Below are 21666 nucleotides of genomic sequence, written 5' to 3' on the forward strand. Positions count from 1 at the left end.
AAGCCCCCAATCCTTAATTCGTTTACTGTTTAGCTTGTTGATCTAATGCAGCTTGAATGAAGCCTTTGAACAAGCCATGACCGTCACGCGGGGTTGATGTGAACTCTGGGTGGAACTGACAAGCGACAAACCAAGGGTGATCTGCAACTTCAACCACTTCAACCAGCTCACCATCAACAGAACGGCCAGAAATTCTTAAACCAGCGTTTTCCAGTTGCTCAACGTAGTTGTTGTTCACTTCATAACGATGGCGATGACGCTCAGTGATCTCAGTATTACCGTAAGCTTGAGCAGCAGTAGAACCTTCTGCCAGATGACAAACTTGAGCACCCAAACGCATCGTACCGCCCAGATCATCAGCTTCGCCACGAGTCTCAACACCACCTTCAGAGGTAGCCCACTCAGTAATCAAACCAATTACCTGGTGCTCAGCATCTTTATTAAATTCGGAAGATGTCGCGTCTTCTAAGCCTGCTACGTGGCGAGCAAATTCTATAACCGCAACCTGCATACCCAAACAGATACCTAGGTATGGCACTTTGTTTTCACGCGCATATCGAACAGCAGCAATTTTGCCTTCGACACCACGTTCACCAAAACCACCTGGAACTAGAACAGCACTTGCGCCATCTAGAATTTCAACACCTTCACGCTCGATACGCTCAGAGTCGATACATTCGATGCGAACTTTTTTCTTCAATGCGATACCCGCATGAGAGATCGCTTCGATAAGAGATTTGTAGGCATCCAACAGCTCCATGTACTTACCCACCATAGCGATTTTAACTTCGCCTTCTGGGTTAAGATGAGCATCTGCTACACGATCCCATTCACCTAGATCTGCTTCTGTGCACTCTAAGTGGAAACGTTCCACTACGATATCGTCTAAGCCTTGCTCAGACAGCATTCGAGGAATGTTATAGATAGTATCTGCATCAGGAAGCGACACTACTGCACGCTCTTCAACGTTAGTAAACAACGACAGCTTACGACGAGAAGAGTCTGGAAGTGGGAAATCGGAACGACATACCAAAATATCTGGCTGAATACCGATAGAACGCAGCTCTTTTACTGAGTGCTGTGACGGCTTAGTTTTGATTTCGCCAGCTGTCGCAATGTATGGAACAAGCGTCAGGTGCATAAACATTGCACGAGCGGAACCAAGCTCAGCTTTCAACTGACGTACTGCCTCCATAAATGGTAGTGATTCAATATCACCAACAGTACCGCCAATTTCTACTAGAGCTACGTCAGCATCACCAGCGCCTTCGATAACACGACGCTTAATTTCATCTGTGATGTGCGGAATAACCTGAACCGTTCCACCTAGGTAGTCACCGCGACGCTCTTTGCGTAAAACATGCTGATAGATCCGACCAGCAGTAAAGTTATTACGTTTAGTCATCGTTGTACGGATGAAACGCTCGTAGTGGCCCAAGTCTAGGTCAGTTTCTGCACCATCCTCAGTAACAAAAACCTCACCATGCTGAATTGGGCTCATTGTCCCTGGATCCACGTTAATATACGGGTCCAATTTCAACATAGTTACTTTAAGCCCTCTGGCTTCCAAAATAGCAGCCAAAGAAGCGGATGCGATGCCTTTGCCCAATGAGGACACAACACCGCCTGTGACGAAGATATAACGCGTCATGCAGAACCTGTTTGATCGTGTTTAAGCGAGGATTTTTTAAGATCGAGATGGGGCTATAGGATAGCAAAACTGGGCTAATCAGACAACGATAAGGGACGCCATAAAAGCGAAAAACCTGAGCTTTCTTTATCCCAGCCATCGCAAACGCAGATACCTGGCACCGCAACTACGGTTTCACCCTGAAAAATCAGTGGCCAGCTAGCCTTCTCCCAAGGAGGAAGATCTGCTTCTTGGAGCATTTTTTTTACCGATTTTGAATGCGCATGCCCATCAGGAACGCACCTTTCTCCACCCTTGCGGCGCTGAAGAGTCAATGATTTCTGTAGCGGCTTAGCCAATTCGATGGTGAGCTCACCATCTCCCAATTCCCAACAGCCAGCCTCAGATATTTCGACATTATCGAGTAGCTCAGGGGATGGAGGCACAATATACAATTGATTACGAAAGCGGCGTAGGGAGTGTTCCTGAATTAAATAAATCGGAATAGCATCCGATTTCGCTTGAATAACATCCTGCTGAATTTGATCTAACTGCTGTTCATTAAGCAAGAAGCCAATCTCATTATAAACCCAGCGCCGAATCAGCTCGGAACGCTTTATCTCAATCAAAAGCCCCCATACATCCAGATTTAACTGCCTATTTGCAGTTAAACACTGACGCAAATCTTGATCTAAATAATGATTCAATAAAGACTCACTTTTAGCCACCAAGTCTGCATTTTTTTGCCAACGAGAAAGCAATTGCGGCCAACGCAGCTTTAATTCAGGTAATACCTTATGCCTTAAAAAGTTTCGGTCATAATCAATGAAATCATTAGATGGATCCTGAATAAATTCCAAGCCAATCTCAGTTGCCGCTTGCTCCAATTGTTTGCGCGAACAATAAAGCAAGGGCCGTAATAGATAACCCCGCCCCAGCTCCCGCTGTTCAGGCATACCTTTTAAGCCAGTCAGGCCAGCCCCTCTTAACCAACGAAACAGCAATGTTTCAGCTTGATCATCAGCATGGTGACCAAACAGCACGCAATCACCCTCGTTTATAAAGTCATTAAACGCTGCGTATCGCGCATCCCTTGCAGCAACTTCAGAGGAATTATTAGGAGTGACCGAAACGGAATGATGAACCACACCATTAAGCTCAGCCTGTCTCTCGGAAAACGTCGACCAACTATCTGCCTCAACCTGCAAATTATGGTTGATATGAAGCACGACTATTTGGCTATGTGGTAACACCTTACAAGCAAGATGCAGCAATAACTGAGAGTCTAAGCCACCACTATGGGCAATAACCCAACGGGAGATTGAAGAGGACGAATCAAGGGAAGAGATAAAACGGGAGGTCAGCGCCTGAAACTGGCGCTCACACTCCTGTAAAGCGGTGAGGTTGCCTGTATTAGGCTTCACCACCAAAACCGTATGCCATCAAACGCTTATAACGACGCTCCAGCAATTCATCGGTAGATAGCTCATCTAAGCGACCTAGCACTTCAGATAGGTGACGCTTAAGATTAGCCGCTGTTAGGGCTGGATCACGGTGAGCACCACCAAGCGGCTCACTTACGATCTGATCAACCAAGCCCAACTCAAGCAGGCGATCAGAAGTAATACCCATTGCTTTAGCTGCATCTGCAGCACGCTCAGCGCTCTTCCAAAGAATAGAAGCACAACCCTCTGGGGAAATTACTGAATACGTAGAGTAACTCATCATCATTAGCTCATCGCATACACCGATTGCTAATGCACCACCCGAGCCACCTTCACCAATAACAGTGGAAATGACAGGTGTTTTTAGCTGAGACATCTTAGCTAGGTTAAATGCAATAGCTTCTGACTGACCACGTTCTTCAGCATCGATACCAGGGTAAGCTCCCGGCGTATCAATAAAGGTCATGATTGGCATTTTAAAACGCTCAGCCATTTCCATTAGACGCAGCGCTTTACGGTAACCTTCTGGACGAGGCATACCAAAGTTACGCTTCTGACGTTCCTGAACACCACGACCTTTCTGATGACCAATCACCATTATTGGTCGCTCATCCATACGTGCGATACCACCCACGATAGCCTGATCGTCAGCAAAATGACGATCACCGTGAATTTCATCGAACTCATCGAACATATAATCGATGTAGTCCAATGTATATGGACGCTGAGGGTGACGGGATAACTGTGATACTTGCCAAGCAGACAGATCAGAGAAAATAGATTCTGTCAGAGTCCGGCTTTTGTCTTCCAGACGCTTAATCTCATCGGAGATATTCAGTTCAGCTGAATCCCCTACCAGACGTAGCTCTTCAATTTTTGCCTGCAGCTCTGCAATTGGCTGTTCAAAATCCAGATAGTTCGGATTCATATGACTCATCTATTCAATAGTAAAAAAATTGTCCAAAGTGTACCTGTTTGCAGCATTAAGAACCAGACCCTACAAGAGAAAGCCTCGACGCCAAACAGGACAGCTAAATTACGCCAGTTTAACTGACTAATAGGTTAATGAAACGGCATCACTTCCGAACCGCTCCATTAACGCAATCAACAAATCATCGTTAGCCTGCACCTGCCAATTATCACCCAAAGTTATGGTTGCCTCAGCATCAGGTCGAGAGTAGCGTAACTGCACTGGCAGTGAGCCCTTTCCCTTATAACTATTAAGCAATTCCTGCAGCTCTTTCAGGCGCCTACCAGCTAACTGACTTTCGTTACATTTTACTTGGATACCTTCTGCATACTGAGCACGCGCTTGCGGGATGGTCAGCACTTTACTTACGCGCACCTTGATTCCACCAGAGAAGTGATCCTCTGCCACCTCTCCTTCAACCACTAGCACTGCGTCTTTATGAACAAGTTCACGTACAGCATCATAAGTATCGCCAAAAAGAGTTACATCGATACGCGCGGTACGGTCATCCAAAGTCACAAAACAAAGGTTATCGCCTTTTTTGGTTTTTTTCAGTCGAAGATCAACAACCAAGCCTGCCATTTTTTGGGTCTGCCCACGAGCAGGCTGCAACTCGACAATACGCTTACCAACAAAGTGCCTTAACTCCGACTCATATTCATCGATAGGATGGCCGGTGAGGTACAAACCGAGCGTATCTTTTTCACCCGTAAGACGCTCTTTATCTGTCCAAGATCTAACCGACTTGTAGTCTTCATATGAGCAGCGATCAGATTCAGCCTCTACCTCGCCAAATAGATCAAACATCCCTGCGTCTTGGTTTTTAGCCGCTTGATCGGCAGCTTTCAAAGCATCCGGAATAGCTTCCCATAGAATCGCTCGCTCTGCGCCTAGACAATCTAGCGCACCGGAACGAACCAAAGCCTCCAAAACACGCTTATTAAGCTTCTTCGCACCTACACGTTCACAGAAATCAAATAGATCCGTAAATGGACCGCCATCTGCACGCGCTTCCGTAATTGCCTCTATAGGTCCTTCGCCTACGCCTTTAATCGCACCTAGACCATAAACAATGACACCCTCATCGTTTACGGTGAACATGTACTCACCGGTATTAACGTCCGGCAACGCAGGAGGAATACCCATCACACGACACTCTTCAATGAAGATCACCACCTTGTCGGTGTTCTGCATATCAGAAGAGATTACCGCCGCCATAAACGGCGCAGGGTAATGAGCTTTCAGCCAAGCCGTTTGATAAGAAACCAAGGCGTAAGCTGCAGAGTGGGATTTGTTAAAACCATAACCTGCGAATTTCTCTACTAGGTCGAAGATATTCCCCGCTAAGTCACGATCGATCCCATTCTGTTCAGAACCATCAAGGAAAGAGACCCGCTGCTTAGCCATCTCTTCAGGTTTCTTTTTACCCATCGCACGACGCAGCATATCCGCACCGCCAAGGGTATAACCTGCCATTACCTGAGCAATCTGCATTACCTGCTCTTGGTAAAGGATAATTCCGTAAGTCGGCTCAAGTACCGGTTGCAGCGAATCCAATTGATAATCAGGATGTGGCCACGCCATCTCCGCGCGACCATGCTTACGGTTGATAAAATCATCTACCATGCCTGATTGCAGCGGCCCCGGACGGAATAGAGCTACTAGCGCGACAATATCTTCAAAGCGCGAAGGCAATAGCCTGCGAACCAAATCCTTCATGCCGCTGGACTCAAGCTGGAATACTGCCGTAGTTTCAGCGGCTTGCAGTAGATCGAAGGTCTTTCTGTCTTCAAGATCAATCAGAGCGATATCGAGCGGTTCTTCGCCGTTCTTTTCGCGAATACGGTTTACCGTTTGCAACGCCCAATCGATAATCGTCAGCGTACGCAGACCCAAGAAGTCGAATTTTACTAACCCAGCTTCTTCTACATCGCCTTTATCGAACTGAGTAACAAGGCCATTACCCTCTTCATCACAGTATGTAGCAGCAAAGTCTGTTAATTTGGTAGGTGCGATTACTACACCACCGGCGTGCTTACCTACATTTCGCGTCACACCTTCGAGCTTATACGCCATATCCATGATTTCTTGAGCCTCTTCACTGGACTCAATAAACTCACCTAGCATAGGCTCCTGATCCAAGGCTTTTTTCAGAGTAATGCCTGGTTCAAAAGGAATAAGCTTTGAAAGTCGGTCAGCAAGACCAAACGGTTTACCTTGTACACGCGCCACATCTCGAACTACCGCTTTCGCAGCCATAGTACCGAAGGTTACGATCTGAGAAACAGCATCACGTCCGTAGGTTCGCGCTACATAGTCGATTACCTTATCTCGGTTATCCATGCAGAAGTCGATATCGAAGTCAGGCATAGAGACACGTTCAGGGTTGAGGAATCGTTCGAACAGAAGGTCATATTCCAACGGATCAAGATCGGTAATTTTTTGTGCATAAGCCACCAAGGAACCCGCACCTGAACCACGACCTGGGCCTACAGGAACACCGTTCTCCTTACCCCACATAATGAAGTCCATTACGATCAGGAAGTAACCAGGGAAACCCATCTGAATAATAATATCCAATTCAAACTCTAAGCGATCGATATACTCTTGACGCTTCGCTTGGTAATCAGGATCTTCTTTATCCAGTAAAATCTCTAGACGCTCTTCCAACCCATCAAAAGACACTTTTCGGAAATAATCATCCATCAACATCCCTTCAGGGATAGGATACTTCGGTAGATAATATGTGCCGATTTCAATCTCAATATTACAACGCTTAGCAATCGCCACTGTGTTTTGGACCGCAGATGGGATATCACTGAAAAGCTCAACCATTTCCTCTTGGGAACGGAAGTATTGCTGGTCACTGTACTCTTTGGGGCGCGTTTGATCTTCTAATGTACGGCCTTGGTTGATACATACACGTACTTCATGAGCCTCAAAATCTGACTCATTGATAAACATAACCTCATTGGTCGCCACTAATGGGCAGTTATAGGTTTTAGCCAACTCAACAGAATCATGAACGATCTGCTCGTCACCCACTCTACCTGTTCTCTGAACTTCTAGATAAAAGCTGTTTGGAAAGACCTTCATCCAGCGTTCTAAAATCGCCCCAGCCTGGTCATTACTAGCCAAGATAGAACGACCAATTTCACCTTTCCGCCCCCCTGACAATGCGATTAAGCCCGCTGATTTAGCCTCTACCCATTCAGGTTTTACCAAGGCCATATCCGCTAGAACATTTTGACCCTCAGCATAAGCCTGCGAGATCAATTCCATCAGGTTGAGGTAACCCTCGGCATTTCGAACCAACAAGGTTAGACGGTAAGGCTCTCCACCAGGCTCATCTGTATTTTCCACCCACAGGTCGGAACCACAAATAGGCTTAATACCACTACCTGTTGCCGCTTTAAAGAATTTCACCAAACCAAAGAAATTTGTTTGATCCGTCATACCGACGGCGGGCATATGGTCATCTTTAGCGGCCTTAACCAGCTCTTTGACTCGAACCAAACCGTCAACTAGGGAAAATTCTGTGTGAACGCGAAGATGAATAAACTGCGGATCAGACATAAAACAAACTTATTAAAAGGTTAGTAAAGCAGATCCCGTATGGGCTTAAAACTGCGACGATGTTCAGGTAACGGGCCATGTTCGGCCAGTTTTTCAAAATGTAGAGCTGTAGGGTAGCCCTTATGCTTAGCAAAGCCGTACTCAGGATATTGTTGATCCAGAAGTTCCATCTCTCTATCACGATCGACTTTGGCTAAAATGGATGCTGCGCTAATTTCAGGGATTTTACTATCCCCTTTAACAACAGGCTCACTAGGACAATTTAGATCCGGACTTCGATTACCATCAACATATACAAACTCAGCAGGGATATCTAAACCTTCGACGGCCCTTTTCATCGCTAACATAGAGGCATGTAATATATTAATTTCATCAATTTCAGCTGGCGATGCCGAAGCGACACACCATGCCAACGCCTTTTCCTTGATTTCGATATAGAGCTGCTCTCTTTTTTTTGCAGAAAGCTTTTTCGAATCAGCCAAACCTTGAATAGGATTTTCTGGATCCAAAATTACAGCGGCAGCAACGACATTTCCCACCAACGGACCACGACCAACCTCATCAACACCGGCAACCCTTTTCCCCTGAGAAAAATCTAATTCCATGGTACTCACGAAATCACACCTTTATCTTTCAAAAGCGCCTCAATGGCATCTGCGGCTTTTTCGTCTGCGTCTTGATGAAGTTGCTTGTGTATTGCTGAAAACTTATCACGCAAATAAGCTTTGTATTCACTATCTTGCAAACTCTTTAATACCGCAGGTCCTAGCACTTCTGGCTTTACTTGGTCCTGTAAGATTTCAGGCACTAAAGTCTCATCAGCTAAAAGATTTGGTAAAGAGATAAACTTAGATTTAACCATTCGTGAATAGATAGCATAGGTCAACGGTGCCATTTTGTAGGCTACGACCATTGGCTTCTGCAAAATAGTAGCTTCCAGCGTCGCGGTTCCAGACGCTATCAAAATACTATCGGCTATCGCCATCACATCACGCGAATGCTTCATCACAAGCTGAATATTCAGATCAGAGTATTTTTCTACTATCAATTGATGTAACTGATCATGGCGTGTTTCATTTGCAGCAGGAATCACAAAACGAACATTCTCTAACCCCTCACTCAACCAGCGAGCGGTATCTAAAAAAGGCTCAGCCAAATATTTAAGCTCACTACCTCGACTACCAGGCAATAACGCAATGATTTTCTCGCCGGGCTTTACTGCAAATTTTTTCTTACTCTCAGCTACATTAACGCTGAGTGGAATACTATCTGCTAAAGGATGACCAACGAAAGCGACTTTCTGTTGAGTAGGCGCATAATGCTTCGCTTCAAATGGGAAGAGACTTAGAACAAGATCGGTGGTGCGTTTGATTTTATAAATACGCTTCTGCTTCCATGCCCAAACAGATGGGCTGACATAGTGCACCGTGGGAATTCCTGCTGCCTTTAACTCCCCTTCCATTTTCAGAGTAAAGTCTGGTGCATCAACACCAATAAACAGATCAGGAGGGTTATCAATGAAGTGGCTAATCAGTTTTTTACGTATACCAATAAGCTCTGGTAGTCGCCCAAAGACTTCCACAAGCCCCATAACGGACAATCTTTCCAAAGGGTAATGAGAGTGACAGCCTTGAGCGATCATCAACTCACCGCCAATTCCCTCGACAGTAAGGTCTGGGTAGCGTTTTTTTAACGCTTTGATTAAACCACTACCTAAAATATCGCCTGAAGCCTCACCAGCTACAATGCCTACTCGCAGGGGTTTTGGCATAATCAACCTCAGCGAATTATGCCACGAGTGGAGGATTCAATAGATTGGATCATTGGAACAACTTCAGGGCATTCATCAGCCATCGTTTTTAATTCGGCCAATGCCTGAGCAGTTGTAAGTTTATTACGGAAGATAGTTTTATAAGCACGACGCAACTGAACAATAGACTCAGCACTAAAACCGCGACGCTTAAGACCTTCAACGTTAATACCGTGAGGTTTTGCGGTATTACCATTCGCCATAATGTAGGAAGGTATATCCTTTAACACGACAGTGCTAGTACCACACATTACATGAGAACCAATCCTGCAGAATTGATGTACTGCGGTAAACCCACCCAGAATAGTCCAGTCACCAATATGTACATGCCCGGCAATCGCAGTATTATTAGCCATAATTACATGGTCACCGACAACACAATCGTGGGCAACATGAGCATAAGCCATAAATAGATTATGACTGCCAATTGTCGTAGTACCTGCATCCTGAATAGTACCACGATGGATCGTGACACCTTCGCGGATAACATTATCATCCCCAATGGTCAGGGTCGTGGGCTCACCCGCATATTTCTTATCTTGGCAATCTTCACCAACAGACGAGAATTGAAATATACGATTATTCTTCCCTATTTTAGTTGGCCCCTTAATAACGACATGGGGGCCAATAACGGTGCCCGCGCCAATTTCTACATCAGGCCCAATGATTGACCAAGGCCCTACTTCAACATCATCAGCAAGCTTTGCAGTAGGGTCTATAAGAGCACGGGAATCTATCAAGATTTAAACCTTTCTATCAGCACACAAAATTGTTGCACTACTTACCATATCACCTTCAACGGTAGCTCGCACATCAAACTTCCAGATACCACGACGTTCAGAGATAACTTTTGCTTCAAGTTTCAACTGGTCACCAGGCACTACAGGACGCTTAAAGCGTAGTTTATCTGAGCCAACAAAGTAATAAATTGAACCATCTTGTGGTTTCTTATCCATAGTTTTAAAACCTAGGATACCCGCTGCTTGCGCCATGGCTTCGACAATCAGCACACCTGGCATTACTGGATGATCAGGGAAATGACCATTGAAGAATGGCTCATTTACTGTAACGTTTTTAATCGCAACAATGGATTCTCCCTTTTCTAATTCCAGCACACGATCCACCAATAAAAACGGATAGCGGTGCGGGAGATATTCCCGTATTTCATTTACATCCATCATTTCTTAAGAACCCTTAATCTCAGTAATCTTATCTTCTATAGACTTTATACGACGTGCTAGCTCATCCAACTGACGAAATCTAACAACATTCTTCTTCCATTGTTTATGTGGAAGCATACCTGTACCAGACGAATAAACGCCTGGCTCTATGATTGATTTTGTGACCAATGACATTGCCGTGATATGGCTTCCAGCAGCAATATTTAAATGCCCAGTAATTCCACACGCCCCAGCAATAGTACAACCGGCGCCAATTTTAGTGCTTCCAGCTACTGCCGTACAACCAGCAATCGCTGTTTTTTCACCAATGGTAACGTTATGAGCAATTTGTATTTGATTATCTAAGATTACACCATCGGAGATAACTGTATGCTCTAATGCTCCACGATCTATTGTGGTCCCAGCACCGACTTCAACGTTTTTTCCAAGCCTGACACCACCTAACTGCGCAATTTTGACCCAGTCGCCTTCATCATTAGCAAATCCGAAACCATCTGCTCCCAAAACTGCACCACTATGGATAAGACAATATCTGCCAACGTGAACATCTGGATATAGGGTTACATTAGGTTTAAGAACAGATTCTGCACCAATAAAGCAGTCATCACCTACCACTGTATTCGGCCCAATAACAACCCTTTCATCAACTACTACTCGTTCACCAATAACGACGCCTTGAGCAATAGACGCTGTTTCAGCAATTTTTGCCGATTCAGCAATAATTGCTGAAGCAGCGATACCCTTTGCAGATTCGGAGGACAGGACAAAGAGCTGACTAACACGAGCATAAGCAAGATAAGGATTCTCGATAACTAAAGCATTACCTTTAAACAGACCAACATCTGAAGGAGCCATCAAAATAGCTCCTGCTTGCGTATCAGATAGAAATTTTTGGTACTTACTATTCGCAATAAAGCTCAGATCCGAAGACCCAGCTTTTTCCAAAGTAGATAGGGCACTAACTTTGAAATCACCGTCGCCATGTAACTCTGCTGACAAAAAATCAGCAAGCTGCTGTAGCGTGTACTCATTTGAACTCATTCAGTACAGCTAGCCTACTGCTTGTTTAGCAGTTCAACTACTCGAGGAGTAATATCTAGTTCTTTTTTTGCAAACAATGTAGCTTGCTTCGAGATCACCACGTCATAACCCTCTTTTTCAATCAGATCACGAATAACTTTATCTAGACGAGGGCGCATCTCTTGGATAAATGCTTGCTCACGTTGCATTTTTTGCTGCTGCAGAACTTGACCGTTTTTTTGATACTCAGCAAAGGCTTTTTGGAATTGAATACTCATTTTCTTCAATTCAGCCTCCGATACTAGATCTTTATTCTTCTTAAGTTTTTCTCTTGCTGCTTTAACCTGTTTTTCCAGATCAAGCATTTTCTTCTCTTCTTTCGCAAACTCAGCTTTTAATGACTGGCGATAATCTGCAGCAGCCTCAGATGCAAGAAGAGCCTGCTGGACGCCTAAAACAGCAACCTTTTCAGCGTTTGCATTAAAACTTAATGTTGCAACAAAAAGAAAACCAAGTACGGCTTTAAATTTCATATTCTATTCCTTAGAAAGTTTGACCTAATGCGAACTGGAACACTTCGGTATCATCACCAGTTTTATCATTTAGAGGCGCAGCCAAAGCAACGGACAAAGGCCCAATTGGCGTTAACCAACTCAAACCAAATCCTGCTGATAATCTCAATTCATCTAGCTCTACACCATCTGCACAATTCCCAGGCTTGGAAACTGAAGAACAGTCCGTGTCATAGACATTACCCGCATCCACAAACAACAATGTTCGCCAAGATGTCCTTTCTTTTACAAAAGGTGTAGGGAAAATAAATTCCGCACCACCAGTAATCAATACATCACCGCCAAATGGATCATCTTTGGAATCTCGAGGCCCTAGAGAGTTCTGCTCATAACCACGAACGGTTTTCAAACCACCGGCAAAGAAGTGTTTATAGAATGGATATTCATTACCCCCTAACTCACCCCCAAGCCCCACTCTTCCTTTGAGAGATAAAACCCAGAAACGATCATCTGTCAGAGGATAGTACCATTTGCCGTTATATTGCGCTTTGTAATAACTCAAGTCACTACCTGGCAGGCCTAGCTCTAGAGACAAGCTCTGTGAATAACCTTTTGTCGGGAAGAAACCGCGATTCAAGTGATTCGAACTCCAACGACCAGTAACGTTGAAGTTGATATAATCATTGCCTTCATCGGCAAGATACTGATTTATTTCATCAGGCGTTTCAGTAGTGTTGGTTTTGATTGTTACTTTTTCAACATTAAGTCCGAAGTTCAAACGCTGATAATCATCAATAGGGTAACCAAAGTTAACACCGCCCCCCATCTCATCAGTAGAGAATGCACTGGCATTATCTTCATCAAAATCACGTTCACGGTAATAAACGTTAAAGCCACGACTTACACCATCAACGGTATAATATGGATCTACGAAACTATATGAATACTCAGTTAATGTATCACTGTTAGAAATACCAATACCGACTTTCTTACCTGTGCCTAAGAAGTTATCTTGCTGCAGTTTAAAACCTAAGATAATGCCTGAACTCTGAGAGAAACCAACGCTCGCGGAGAATGAACCTGATTGCTGCTCTTCAACGCGGTAATCGACATCAACTAAATCGTTACTACCTGGAACTGGTGTAGTTTCAACAGCAACTGTTTTAAAATAACCTGTTTTTTCTAAACGCTGCTTAGATTGCTCAATCAATTCATTGGATGCAACTGCTGCTTCCATCTGTTTCAAGTGCTGACGCACGACCTCATCAGCTGTACGCGTATTACCTCGAATATTAATTCGGCGAATGTAAGTTCGCTTACCTGGATCAAGAAAGAACTTGACTGTTACCGTATTGTCATCGTGCAACTCTGGCGCTGGAGATATATTTGCAAACATATAACCTGCATCACCAATACGCTTAACTAGTGCATCTTGAGATTCTGTGATCAAACGACGCGAAAATACCTGCCCTTCTTCAACTCTAACAGCATCTAGAAGTTCAGCTTCAGGCACTACCATTTCACCGGCAACAGCAACATCACGAATTGTGTACTTCTCACCCTCTGTTACGTTTAAGGTAATATAGACATTTTTCTTGTCTGGAGTGATAGAAACTTGTGTGGAATCTATAGAGAAATTCACATAACCGCTATCTAGATAATATGAACGTACTCGTTCCAAATCACCAGTAAGCTTCTGACGCGCATAACGATCATCCTTCTTATAGAAGGACCAGAAATTTGGCAGTTTTAAAGAGAATAACTCTTTAAGCTCTTCATCAGAATAAACCGTATTGCCTACAATATTAATGTGTTGAATCGTTGCGACACGACCTTCTTTTACATTGATATTCAACGCAACACGATTTCCAGGCAAACTCTCCACATCAGTACTAACACTCGCACCATAACGACCCTGAGAAGCATATACACGCACTAGGTCCTGTTTAATTTGCTCTAGGGTAGAACGCTTAAAGACATCGCCTTCCTGCAAACCAGTTTGTTTCAAACCATCCAGTAACGCTTCGGATTCTAGAACTTTGTTACCTTCGAGCTTGATCAAACTGACCGACGGACGCTCTTGTAAACGCAAAACAAGAACAGAGTCATCACGCAACAACTCGATATCGTCAAAATAACCAGAGGCGAATAGTTTTTTAGTTGCCTTAGACAATGACAGAGCGTTTACTTGTTCACCTGCTGCAACAGGAAAATTCCTAAACACAATCCCTGGAGAAACGCGCTGCAATCCTTCTAAACGGATATCTTCTACAACGAAAGATGATGTATTTGCCTGAGCGAAAGAAACCCAGAAAAAGAGCGCTACCAGAAGTCCAATGCCACGTTTCATGAAGTGCGTCTAATCCGTAATAAATAATCGAAACAGCTGTCACAGCCGCATAAAGTCATTAAATAATGCTACAAACATCAATGAAAGCAGCATAGCCATACCAATTTTCAGGCCAAGGAGCTGAATATTCTCACTTACAGGCCTCCCTGTCACTAATTCGACAGCATAATAAAGCAAATGTCCGCCATCTAAGACAGGGATTGGCAGTAAATTTAATATACCCAAGCTAATACTCAGATAAGCAAGAAAACCAATATAATATTCAACACCCAGCGATGCAGAAGAACCGGCAACTTTAGCAATGGTAATAGGACCACTCAAGTTTTTTACTGACATATCGCCCGTCAGCATTTTCCATATAGAGTCGAAAATCAAACCGATCAGTTGCCAAGATCTTTCGAAAGCCATAAAGATAGATTCAATTGGACCATATCTTATCTGCCTTTCCATATTTTCAGGAAGAGAAACTTGCTGAGTGCCCGCCCCTATATAACCTATTTTCTCACCATCATCAGTTATTTTCAGCGCAGGCGTAAGCTTAACAAAGAACTCCTGCCCGTTTCTATCTATTCTCAGGTTCAACGCTTGTTCTGGATTTCTTTTAACCACACTTACAAACGATAACCAATCTTGAACCCGAACTTCATTGACTGAAAGAACCTCATCACCAGCTTTCAAGCCTGAACCCGCAGCCCTTCCATTCTCCAAAAAACTACCAAAAATTGCTGGCACATGAGGACGCCAAGGCACTAGCCCTAAAGCTGAGACCGGTGACTGCTTATCAACGTCAAATTTCCACTCGTCCAATGCGATTCTGTATTCTTGCACTAGAGTTGTACCTTCTTCACGTAGCTTAAGGCTTAGCTCCCCACTTTCAGCAACACGCGAAGCAAGTCGCAAATTAACAGCGTCCCAACTTAAAGTTTCATGACCATCAACAGCCACTATTTCCGAATCTATAGGTAGACCAGCATTTTCAGCCAAAGACCCTTGCTGAACCGCACCAATCACAGGAACGACTGCAGATACGCCATAAATAAAGAGAAACCAATATGCAAAAACAGCAAAAATGAGGTTTACAAGAGGACCTGCGGCAACAATAGCGATACGTTGAATGACAGGTTTACGATTAAAGGCTTGGGAGAGCTGTTCATCAGGCACATCACCCTCACGCTCATCCAGCATTTTGACATAGCCACCTAAAGGAATACTGGCTATCGCATACTCAGTACCTTGACGATCTTTCCAAGTATAAAAAGCTTTACCAAAACCAACAGAGAAGCGTAGAACTTTAACCCCACAACGACGGGCCACATAAAAATGGCCCCACTCATGGATTGTAACTAAAATCCCTAAGGTAACGATTGTGGCAAGAATGGTATGTAACAGTTCCATAGCAATCTCACTATACAATTAGATACTGCATACCCAGCACAAACAAAGGCGAAGCTGCAGTCAGGCTGTCGATACGATCTAAAACACCACCATGCCCTGGGAGCAACTGACTACTATCTTTGATACCCCGATGTCGTTTCAGCATACTCTCAAACAGATCTCCAAGAACCGAGATTAACCCTGTAACGGTAGCAAGCACAACAAGAAGTACAACTTGCACCATTTCATACCCACTATAAAAAGCAAATCCAACAGCGATAACAACACAGGCCATCAAACCACCGTAAAGGCCTTCGCGCGTTTTACCAGGGCTTACACTAGGCGCTAATTTTACCCGACCAAAATTTTTGCCCGAGAAATACGCACCGACATCAGCCCCCCAAACCAAAAGAAACAACAGGAGGATTAACATCTCACCGTTTTCTGAACCTTTCAGCCCAACAAATGCAATCCAGCTCGGCACCAATACTACCAAACCGACTAAAGCGCGCTTCCAACTAGAACTCCAACCAGTGTTCTGCGGATATTTCACCACCCATAGAAATGCAACCGCCCAACCTAAGAGTGCTGCGGACAAGATTAGTTCAACAGGTATACTGGCATAAAACAGATGCAAACCAGCCAGAATAGCGGCCATCAAGCCAACATAGATCAAACGCTGAACACGACTTTCATAACCAGATAAGTTTGCCCATTCCCAAGCGCCCAAGAGAATCACAACATCCATAAAATAAAGAAAGGATGATAAAGGTAAAGCAAACACTCCCAGCAACGCTAAAGGAGCTAGTACTAGCGCGGTTAATATTCGCTGTTTAAGCATTTTGCTCCGCCTCTACCTGCTCACTGGTTTTACCAAAACGGCGCTGTCTACCGCTATAATCTTGGACTGCTGTTTTCAAATGCTTTTTATCAAAGTCAGGCCAATAAGCATCCGAAAAATACAATTCAGTATAAGCAAACTGCCAGATCAAGAAATTACTAATGCGCTGTTCCCCACCCGTTCTAATACATAGATCCGGTTCAGGCAGATCAGAAAGGTTAATGCATTTACCTAGAGATTCTTCGGTGATTTCTGAGGGAGATAAGTCATTAGCAAGGCATTTCTCTGCCAGTTGACGAGCAGCCTGGGTAATATCCCAACGACCACCATAATTTGCAGCAATATTAAGCTGCAAACCATCACAACCCGCAGTCAAAGCTTCAACATGATGAATTTTTTTCTGTAACGAATCGCTAAACGATGTTTTATCACCCACAACTCGTAAGCGAATATTATTTTTTAATAATTTCTTCGCTTCTCGATCTAATGCCAGCTTGAATAACTCCATTAGACCTTTAACCTCCAACGGAGGTCGCTTCCAATTCTCAGAGCTAAAAGCAAATAAAGTTAGAGATTCAACACCTAACTCCACACAGCCTTCGATGACTGAACGCACACAATCCACACCCGCTTTATGACCTGCTAGGCCTGGTAGTCGACGCTCTTTTGCCCAACGGTTATTTCCATCCATAATGATGGCAATATGCCGAGGCGTATTAGTAATAACTTCTGAAGAATTGTTTTTTGATGTCATGCAAATAATTCAGCGGCACTTTACAGCACCGCTGCTTCGATCAAATTTCCATTAGATCTTTTTCTTTCTGCTCCAGAAGACTATCTACTTCTGCAACATGCTTATCCGTAACTTTCTGAATCTGATCTTCGCCACGACGCTGATCATCTTCAGTAATCTCTTTTTCTTTCAAAAGATCTTTAAGGTCGCCGTTTGCATCACGACGAATATTACGAATAGCTACGCGTGCACCTTCAGCTTCTTGGCGCGCTTGCTTGATGTAACCTTTACGCGTTTCCTCAGTCAACGGAGGCATTGGAACACGAATATTTTCACCCGCAGTTGCTGGGTTCAAACCTAGATCAGAGGTCATAATCGCCTTTTCGATTACAGGCACCATTGGTTTTTCCCATGGCACGATCGATAGTGTACGACCATCTTCAACGGAAATATTAGCTACCTGACTCAAAGGAACATCAGAACCGTAATAGGAAACCTGAATTCCCTCCAGAATGCTCGGGTGTGCACGACCAGTACGAATTTTCTTGAAGTTCGTTACTAAGGCATCAACACTTTTCTGCATGCGCTCGGCAGCATCCTGAGTGATTTCATTCAGCATATTTTTCTCCAACCGTTTCACTGCAATCGATCAAAGTACCCTCGTCGCTACCTACCACAAGGTTGGCGAGAGCACCTGGTTTATTCATATTAAACACACGCACTGGCATATTGTGATCTCGCGTCAGACAGATCGCTGTTAGATCCATAACACCCAGTTGCTGCTCTAAAACTTCATCATAACTTAAGTGACGGTAGCGGCGCGCTGTAGGATCCTTAACTGGATCTGCTGTATATACGCCATCAACCTTAGTCGCTTTCAGGACAACATCCGCTTCTACCTCTATACCACGAAGACAAGCAGCAGAATCTGTTGTAAAGAAAGGATTACCTGTACCCGCCGCAAAAATTACAACATCACCTTGATTAAGGTAACGCATCGCATTTCGACGGTCGTAATGATCCACTACACCACTCATTGGAATAGCTGACATTACTCTTGTATTTATATTGCTACGCTCCAATGCATCGCGCATAGCCAATGCATTCATAACGGTTGCAAGCATACCCATATGGTCGCCAGTAACGCGATCCAACCCAGCCTCATTCAGCGCTGCGCCGCGAAACAAATTACCGCCGCCGATAACCATGCCGACTTGAACACCAATCCCTACTAGCTGACCTATCTCTAGAGCCATTCGATTCAGGACATTTGAGTCTATACCAAAGCTCTCGTCACCCATAAGGGCTTCGCCGCTAAGCTTCAATAATATGCGTTTATATTTTGATTGTTTCTCGGTGGTTGGCATCCGTATATCTCCACAGAAATTGGGATCAGGAGAGTGTAGCAAGAAAAGAGGGGATTGCGCATGGGTTAGATGCGCAATCCATAAGCTTTAGAGCTTATTAGCCGTTAAGCTGAGCAGCAACTTCTGCAGCGAAGTCTACTTCTTCAACTTCAATACCTTCACCCACTTCGATACGAGTGAATGCAGATACAGTAGCGCCAGCATCTTTTGCTACCTGACCAACTTTCTGATCTGGGTTTTTAACAAAAGCTTGCTCTACTAGGCTGTTTTCAGCCAAGAACTTGTTGATACGACCAGTAACCATTTTTTCTGCAATCTCTGCAGGCTTGCTAGCCATATCTGGCTGTGCAAGAATGATTTCTTTTTCTTTCGCAACAACTTCTTCAGGCATATCTTCTTTGTTAACAACCTGAGGGTTAACAGCTGTAACATGCATAGCGATGTCTTTAGCTGTTTCTTCGTTACCACCTTCAAGCTGAACAAGCGCAGCAATTTTATTGTTGCTGTGTACGTAAGCACCAACAACGCCACCTTCAACTAGGAATACGCGACGCACACCGATGTTCTCACCGATTTTTTGAACCAATGCATCACGTGCATCAGTTAGCTCACCAGCCATCAACGCTTCAACGTCAGTCGCTTTATCAGCAAACGCTTTTTCTAGCACAACATTTGTAAAAGCAAGGAAGCCTTCATCGCGTGCTGCGAAGTCAGTTTCAGAGTTAACTTCTACTGCTACCGCGTAGCTGTTATCGTCTGCAACTTTAACAACCACAACACCTTCAGCTGCAGTACGACCTGCTTTTTTAGCAGCCTTCATACCAGAAGCTTTACGTAGCTCTTCAATCGCCTTCTCGATGTCGCCACCAGCTTCTTTAAGTGCTTTTTTACACTCCATCATGCCTAGACCAGTACGGTCACGCAGATCCTTAACCATTGCAGCGGAAATGTTCGCCATATCGAATACCCCTATAAAATAATCGCGGGTTAATCAAAAAATCCAAAAAAGGGGGCAAGGCCCCCTCTATAAAGTCAAAGAGAATACGTTGCCGTATCCCCAGCAGAACTATTCAGCTGCTTTTTCTTCAACTTCAACGAATTCGTTTTTGTCGCCAGCAGTTGCTTCGATACCTTCTAGGCAAGCATCAGCTGCAGACTTAACGTAAATCTGGATTGCACGCAGTGCATCATCGTTACCAGGGATAACAACATCAACGCCATCTGGGTTGCTGTTAGTATCAACGACACCGATAACTGGGATACCCAGTTTATTTGCTTCATTTACTGCGATACGCTCGTGGTCAACATCGATTACGAACAAAGCATCAGGCAGACCGCCCATCTCTTTGATACCACCGATAGAACGCTCTAGCTTTTCCATTTCACGCTGACGCATCAAAGCTTCTTTCTTAGTTAGCTTCTCAAACGTACCATCCTGGCTCTGACCTTCCAGATCGCGTAGGCGACGGATAGACTGACGGATAGTTTTGTAGTTAGTCAGCATACCACCCAACCAACGGTGGTTTACGTATGGCATACCTGCACGAGTAGCTTCTTCTTTAACGATTTTGCTAGCAGCGCGTTTAGTACCAACGAAAAGAACTTTGTTCTTGTTGGAAGCCATACCCTGGATGCTGTCTAGTGCACCGTTAAGTGCAGGTAGAGTGTGCTCCAGGTTGATGATATGAATCTTGTTACGAGCACCGAAAATGAATTTAGACATTTTCGGGTTCCAGTAACGAGTCTGGTGACCGAAGTGAACGCCTGCTTTAAGCAGGTCACGCATAGTAATTTTAGCCATTATATTTTCCTAAAATTGGGTTAAACCTCCACGATCCCCAACATCCAACCCGAAGGCACCCTGAACGTTGTGTCGGAACGTGTGTGATATATATTTTTGCTTACGCAAATTGAGCGCGGATTTATACCATAACCACCCAATAATATAAAGCCTATTTCTATTCCTGCAGCAGGATTGCTACAATCCCCTTCAGTTAAACTTTAATACACCGCTTCTGGCGGTTTCACAGGACAATTGACAGCTTATGAGCATCAAAATTAAAACACCTGAAGAGATCGAGAAAATGCGCGTTGCAGGCCGTTTGGCTGCCGAAGTTCTCGAAATGATCGAGCCATATATAAAACCGGGTGTCACCACAAATGAGCTGAACCAAATTTGTCACGACTACATTGTGGATAAGCAACAAGCCATTCCTGCACCGCTTAACTACCATGGTTTCCCAAAATCTATCTGCACCTCAGTTAATCAGGTTGTTTGCCATGGCATTCCAAATGACAAAAAACTGAAAGATAGCGATATCATCAATGTTGATATCACGGTAATCAAAGATGGTTATCACGGCGACACCAGTAAAATGTTTTTTGTGGGCAAGGAACTACCTCATGCCCGCCGCCTAGTCGATATAACTTTGGAATGCATGTACAAAGGCATCAAACTGGTTAAACCGGGCGCACGCCTAGGAGATATCGGCCACGTAATCCAAACCCATGCAGAGCAAAATCACTATACTGTAGTTCGTGAATACTGCGGCCACGGTATTGGTGCTGAATTCCACGAAGAACCTCAAGTCCTACATTATGGTAAAGCAGGCACTGGTGAGATCCTTGAAGAAGGCATGATTTTTACAATTGAACCAATGATCAATGCAGGAAAGCGGCAAGTTAAACTATCCAAAAAAGATGGCTGGACCGTTGAAACAGCTGATCGTCGCTTATCAGCACAATGGGAACATACAATATTAGTAACGGCCGATGGTTACGAGATTCTGACTCTGCGTTCTGATGAGAATATTCAGTAAACCATTTAACTGCGAGAATTAAGCAAAGCGGGTAATGC

Annotated in this window: 19 protein-coding genes; 1 reads left to right on the forward strand and 18 read right to left on the reverse strand. The window is 44.2% G+C overall.

Annotated features, from left to right (window positions below; genetic code table 11):
* Positions 1–22: 22 nt before the first annotated feature.
* The 18 genes from ACMXYO_RS14500 to rpsB all read right to left on the reverse strand — a co-directional run bounded on the left by ACMXYO_RS14500 (position 23) and on the right by rpsB (position 20610).
* Positions 23–1651: a CTP synthase gene (locus tag ACMXYO_RS14500; protein ID WP_415885821.1), complete on the reverse strand. Its 1629-nt coding sequence runs from the start codon at positions 1649–1651 to the stop codon at positions 23–25.
* Positions 1652–1725: 74 nt separating this feature from the next.
* Positions 1726–3054, reverse strand: a complete 1329-nt coding sequence (tilS, locus tag ACMXYO_RS14505; protein ID WP_415885822.1) for a tRNA lysidine(34) synthetase TilS — start codon at positions 3052–3054, stop codon at positions 1726–1728.
* Positions 3044–4003 (reverse strand): acetyl-CoA carboxylase carboxyl transferase subunit alpha, encoded by a 960-nt coding sequence (accA, locus tag ACMXYO_RS14510; RefSeq protein WP_415882439.1) that lies wholly within the window; start codon positions 4001–4003, stop codon positions 3044–3046. The genes tilS and accA overlap by 11 nt, the downstream gene beginning before the upstream one ends.
* Positions 4004–4129: 126 nt before the next feature.
* On the reverse strand, positions 4130–7621 hold the full coding sequence (dnaE, locus tag ACMXYO_RS14515) for a DNA polymerase III subunit alpha (protein WP_415885823.1): 3492 nt from the start codon (positions 7619–7621) through the stop codon (positions 4130–4132).
* 20 nt (positions 7622–7641) lie between these two features.
* Positions 7642–8226 carry a ribonuclease HII gene (gene rnhB / locus ACMXYO_RS14520; RefSeq protein ID WP_415888110.1) on the reverse strand — a complete coding sequence of 195 codons (585 nt, stop codon included), beginning with the start codon at positions 8224–8226 and terminating at the stop codon, positions 7642–7644.
* A gap of 5 nt (positions 8227–8231) precedes the next feature.
* Positions 8232–9392, reverse strand: coding sequence for a lipid-A-disaccharide synthase (gene lpxB / locus ACMXYO_RS14525; protein ID WP_415885824.1), 1161 nt, complete (start codon positions 9390–9392; stop codon positions 8232–8234).
* An 8-nt stretch (positions 9393–9400) separates the two neighbouring features.
* Positions 9401–10171: an acyl-ACP--UDP-N-acetylglucosamine O-acyltransferase gene (gene lpxA, locus ACMXYO_RS14530; protein WP_415885826.1), complete on the reverse strand. Its 771-nt coding sequence runs from the start codon at positions 10169–10171 to the stop codon at positions 9401–9403.
* 3 nt (positions 10172–10174) lie between these two features.
* The gene (gene fabZ, locus ACMXYO_RS14535) at positions 10175–10612 is read right to left on the reverse strand and encodes a 3-hydroxyacyl-ACP dehydratase FabZ (protein WP_415882444.1); all 438 of its coding nucleotides are present in this window, start codon (positions 10610–10612) and stop codon (positions 10175–10177) included.
* Positions 10613–10615: 3 nt separating this feature from the next.
* Positions 10616–11653 carry a UDP-3-O-(3-hydroxymyristoyl)glucosamine N-acyltransferase gene (gene lpxD, locus ACMXYO_RS14540; RefSeq protein ID WP_415885828.1) on the reverse strand — a complete coding sequence of 346 codons (1038 nt, stop codon included), beginning with the start codon at positions 11651–11653 and terminating at the stop codon, positions 10616–10618.
* A 14-nt stretch (positions 11654–11667) separates the two neighbouring features.
* Entirely contained in the window at positions 11668–12165 is a 498-nt protein-coding gene (locus tag ACMXYO_RS14545) for an OmpH family outer membrane protein (protein ID WP_415885829.1), read from the reverse strand.
* A gap of 10 nt (positions 12166–12175) precedes the next feature.
* Positions 12176–14494 (reverse strand): outer membrane protein assembly factor BamA, encoded by a 2319-nt coding sequence (gene bamA / locus ACMXYO_RS14550; protein WP_415885831.1) that lies wholly within the window; start codon positions 14492–14494, stop codon positions 12176–12178.
* A 39-nt stretch (positions 14495–14533) separates the two neighbouring features.
* Positions 14534–15889 carry a sigma E protease regulator RseP gene (gene rseP / locus ACMXYO_RS14555; RefSeq protein WP_415885833.1) on the reverse strand — a complete coding sequence of 452 codons (1356 nt, stop codon included), beginning with the start codon at positions 15887–15889 and terminating at the stop codon, positions 14534–14536.
* A gap of 10 nt (positions 15890–15899) precedes the next feature.
* Positions 15900–16709: a phosphatidate cytidylyltransferase gene (locus ACMXYO_RS14560; RefSeq protein ID WP_415885835.1), complete on the reverse strand. Its 810-nt coding sequence runs from the start codon at positions 16707–16709 to the stop codon at positions 15900–15902.
* Positions 16702–17463 (reverse strand): polyprenyl diphosphate synthase, encoded by a 762-nt coding sequence (gene uppS, locus ACMXYO_RS14565; RefSeq protein ID WP_415882450.1) that lies wholly within the window; start codon positions 17461–17463, stop codon positions 16702–16704. Before uppS ends, ACMXYO_RS14560 begins: the two co-directional genes overlap by 8 nt.
* Positions 17464–17503: 40 nt before the next feature.
* Positions 17504–18061 (reverse strand): ribosome recycling factor, encoded by a 558-nt coding sequence (gene frr / locus ACMXYO_RS14570; protein ID WP_415885836.1) that lies wholly within the window; start codon positions 18059–18061, stop codon positions 17504–17506.
* The gene (gene pyrH, locus ACMXYO_RS14575; RefSeq protein WP_415882452.1) at positions 18051–18809 is read right to left on the reverse strand and encodes a UMP kinase; all 759 of its coding nucleotides are present in this window, start codon (positions 18807–18809) and stop codon (positions 18051–18053) included. Before pyrH ends, frr begins: the two co-directional genes overlap by 11 nt.
* Positions 18810–18906: 97 nt before the next feature.
* Positions 18907–19767: a translation elongation factor Ts gene (tsf, locus tag ACMXYO_RS14580; protein WP_415885837.1), complete on the reverse strand. Its 861-nt coding sequence runs from the start codon at positions 19765–19767 to the stop codon at positions 18907–18909.
* A 108-nt stretch (positions 19768–19875) separates the two neighbouring features.
* Positions 19876–20610, reverse strand: a complete 735-nt coding sequence (rpsB, locus tag ACMXYO_RS14585; protein ID WP_415885838.1) for a 30S ribosomal protein S2 — start codon at positions 20608–20610, stop codon at positions 19876–19878.
* 244 nt (positions 20611–20854) lie between these two features.
* On the opposite strand from rpsB, the gene map reads away from it, so the two are divergent.
* A complete protein-coding gene (map, locus tag ACMXYO_RS14590) occupies positions 20855–21628 on the forward strand; it encodes a type I methionyl aminopeptidase (RefSeq protein ID WP_415885839.1) in 774 nt (257 codons plus the stop codon).
* The last annotated feature ends 38 nt before the right edge of the window (positions 21629–21666 follow it).

It is taken from the genome of Neptuniibacter sp. QD37_6 (genome assembly GCF_047778085.1).
Taxonomy (GTDB): domain Bacteria; phylum Pseudomonadota; class Gammaproteobacteria; order Pseudomonadales; family Balneatricaceae; genus Neptuniibacter.

Excerpts from the sequence above, each read along its gene's own strand:
- ACMXYO_RS14500 (WP_415885821.1), bottom strand. The coding sequence starts at position 1,651 with ATGACGCGTTATATCTTCGTCACAGGCGGTGTTGTGTCCTCATTGGGC.
- accA (WP_415882439.1), bottom strand. The coding sequence starts at position 4,003 with ATGAATCCGAACTATCTGGATTTTGAACAGCCAATTGCAGAGCTGCAG.
- dnaE (WP_415885823.1), bottom strand. The coding sequence starts at position 7,621 with ATGTCTGATCCGCAGTTTATTCATCTTCGCGTTCACACAGAATTTTCC.
- rnhB (WP_415888110.1), bottom strand. The coding sequence starts at position 8,226 with ATGGAATTAGATTTTTCTCAGGGGAAAAGGGTTGCCGGTGTTGATGAG.
- lpxB (WP_415885824.1), bottom strand. The coding sequence starts at position 9,392 with ATGCCAAAACCCCTGCGAGTAGGCATTGTAGCTGGTGAGGCTTCAGGC.
- fabZ (WP_415882444.1), bottom strand. The coding sequence starts at position 10,612 with ATGATGGATGTAAATGAAATACGGGAATATCTCCCGCACCGCTATCCG.
- lpxD (WP_415885828.1), bottom strand. The coding sequence starts at position 11,653 with ATGAGTTCAAATGAGTACACGCTACAGCAGCTTGCTGATTTTTTGTCA.
- ACMXYO_RS14545 (WP_415885829.1), bottom strand. The coding sequence starts at position 12,165 with ATGAAATTTAAAGCCGTACTTGGTTTTCTTTTTGTTGCAACATTAAGT.
- bamA (WP_415885831.1), bottom strand. The coding sequence starts at position 14,494 with ATGAAACGTGGCATTGGACTTCTGGTAGCGCTCTTTTTCTGGGTTTCT.
- rseP (WP_415885833.1), bottom strand. The coding sequence starts at position 15,889 with ATGGAACTGTTACATACCATTCTTGCCACAATCGTTACCTTAGGGATT.
- ACMXYO_RS14560 (WP_415885835.1), bottom strand. The coding sequence starts at position 16,709 with ATGCTTAAACAGCGAATATTAACCGCGCTAGTACTAGCTCCTTTAGCG.
- uppS (WP_415882450.1), bottom strand. The coding sequence starts at position 17,463 with ATGACATCAAAAAACAATTCTTCAGAAGTTATTACTAATACGCCTCGG.
- frr (WP_415885836.1), bottom strand. The coding sequence starts at position 18,061 with ATGCTGAATGAAATCACTCAGGATGCTGCCGAGCGCATGCAGAAAAGT.
- pyrH (WP_415882452.1), bottom strand. The coding sequence starts at position 18,809 with ATGCCAACCACCGAGAAACAATCAAAATATAAACGCATATTATTGAAG.
- tsf (WP_415885837.1), bottom strand. The coding sequence starts at position 19,767 with ATGGCGAACATTTCCGCTGCAATGGTTAAGGATCTGCGTGACCGTACT.
- rpsB (WP_415885838.1), bottom strand. The coding sequence starts at position 20,610 with ATGGCTAAAATTACTATGCGTGACCTGCTTAAAGCAGGCGTTCACTTC.
- map (WP_415885839.1), top strand. The coding sequence starts at position 20,855 with ATGAGCATCAAAATTAAAACACCTGAAGAGATCGAGAAAATGCGCGTT.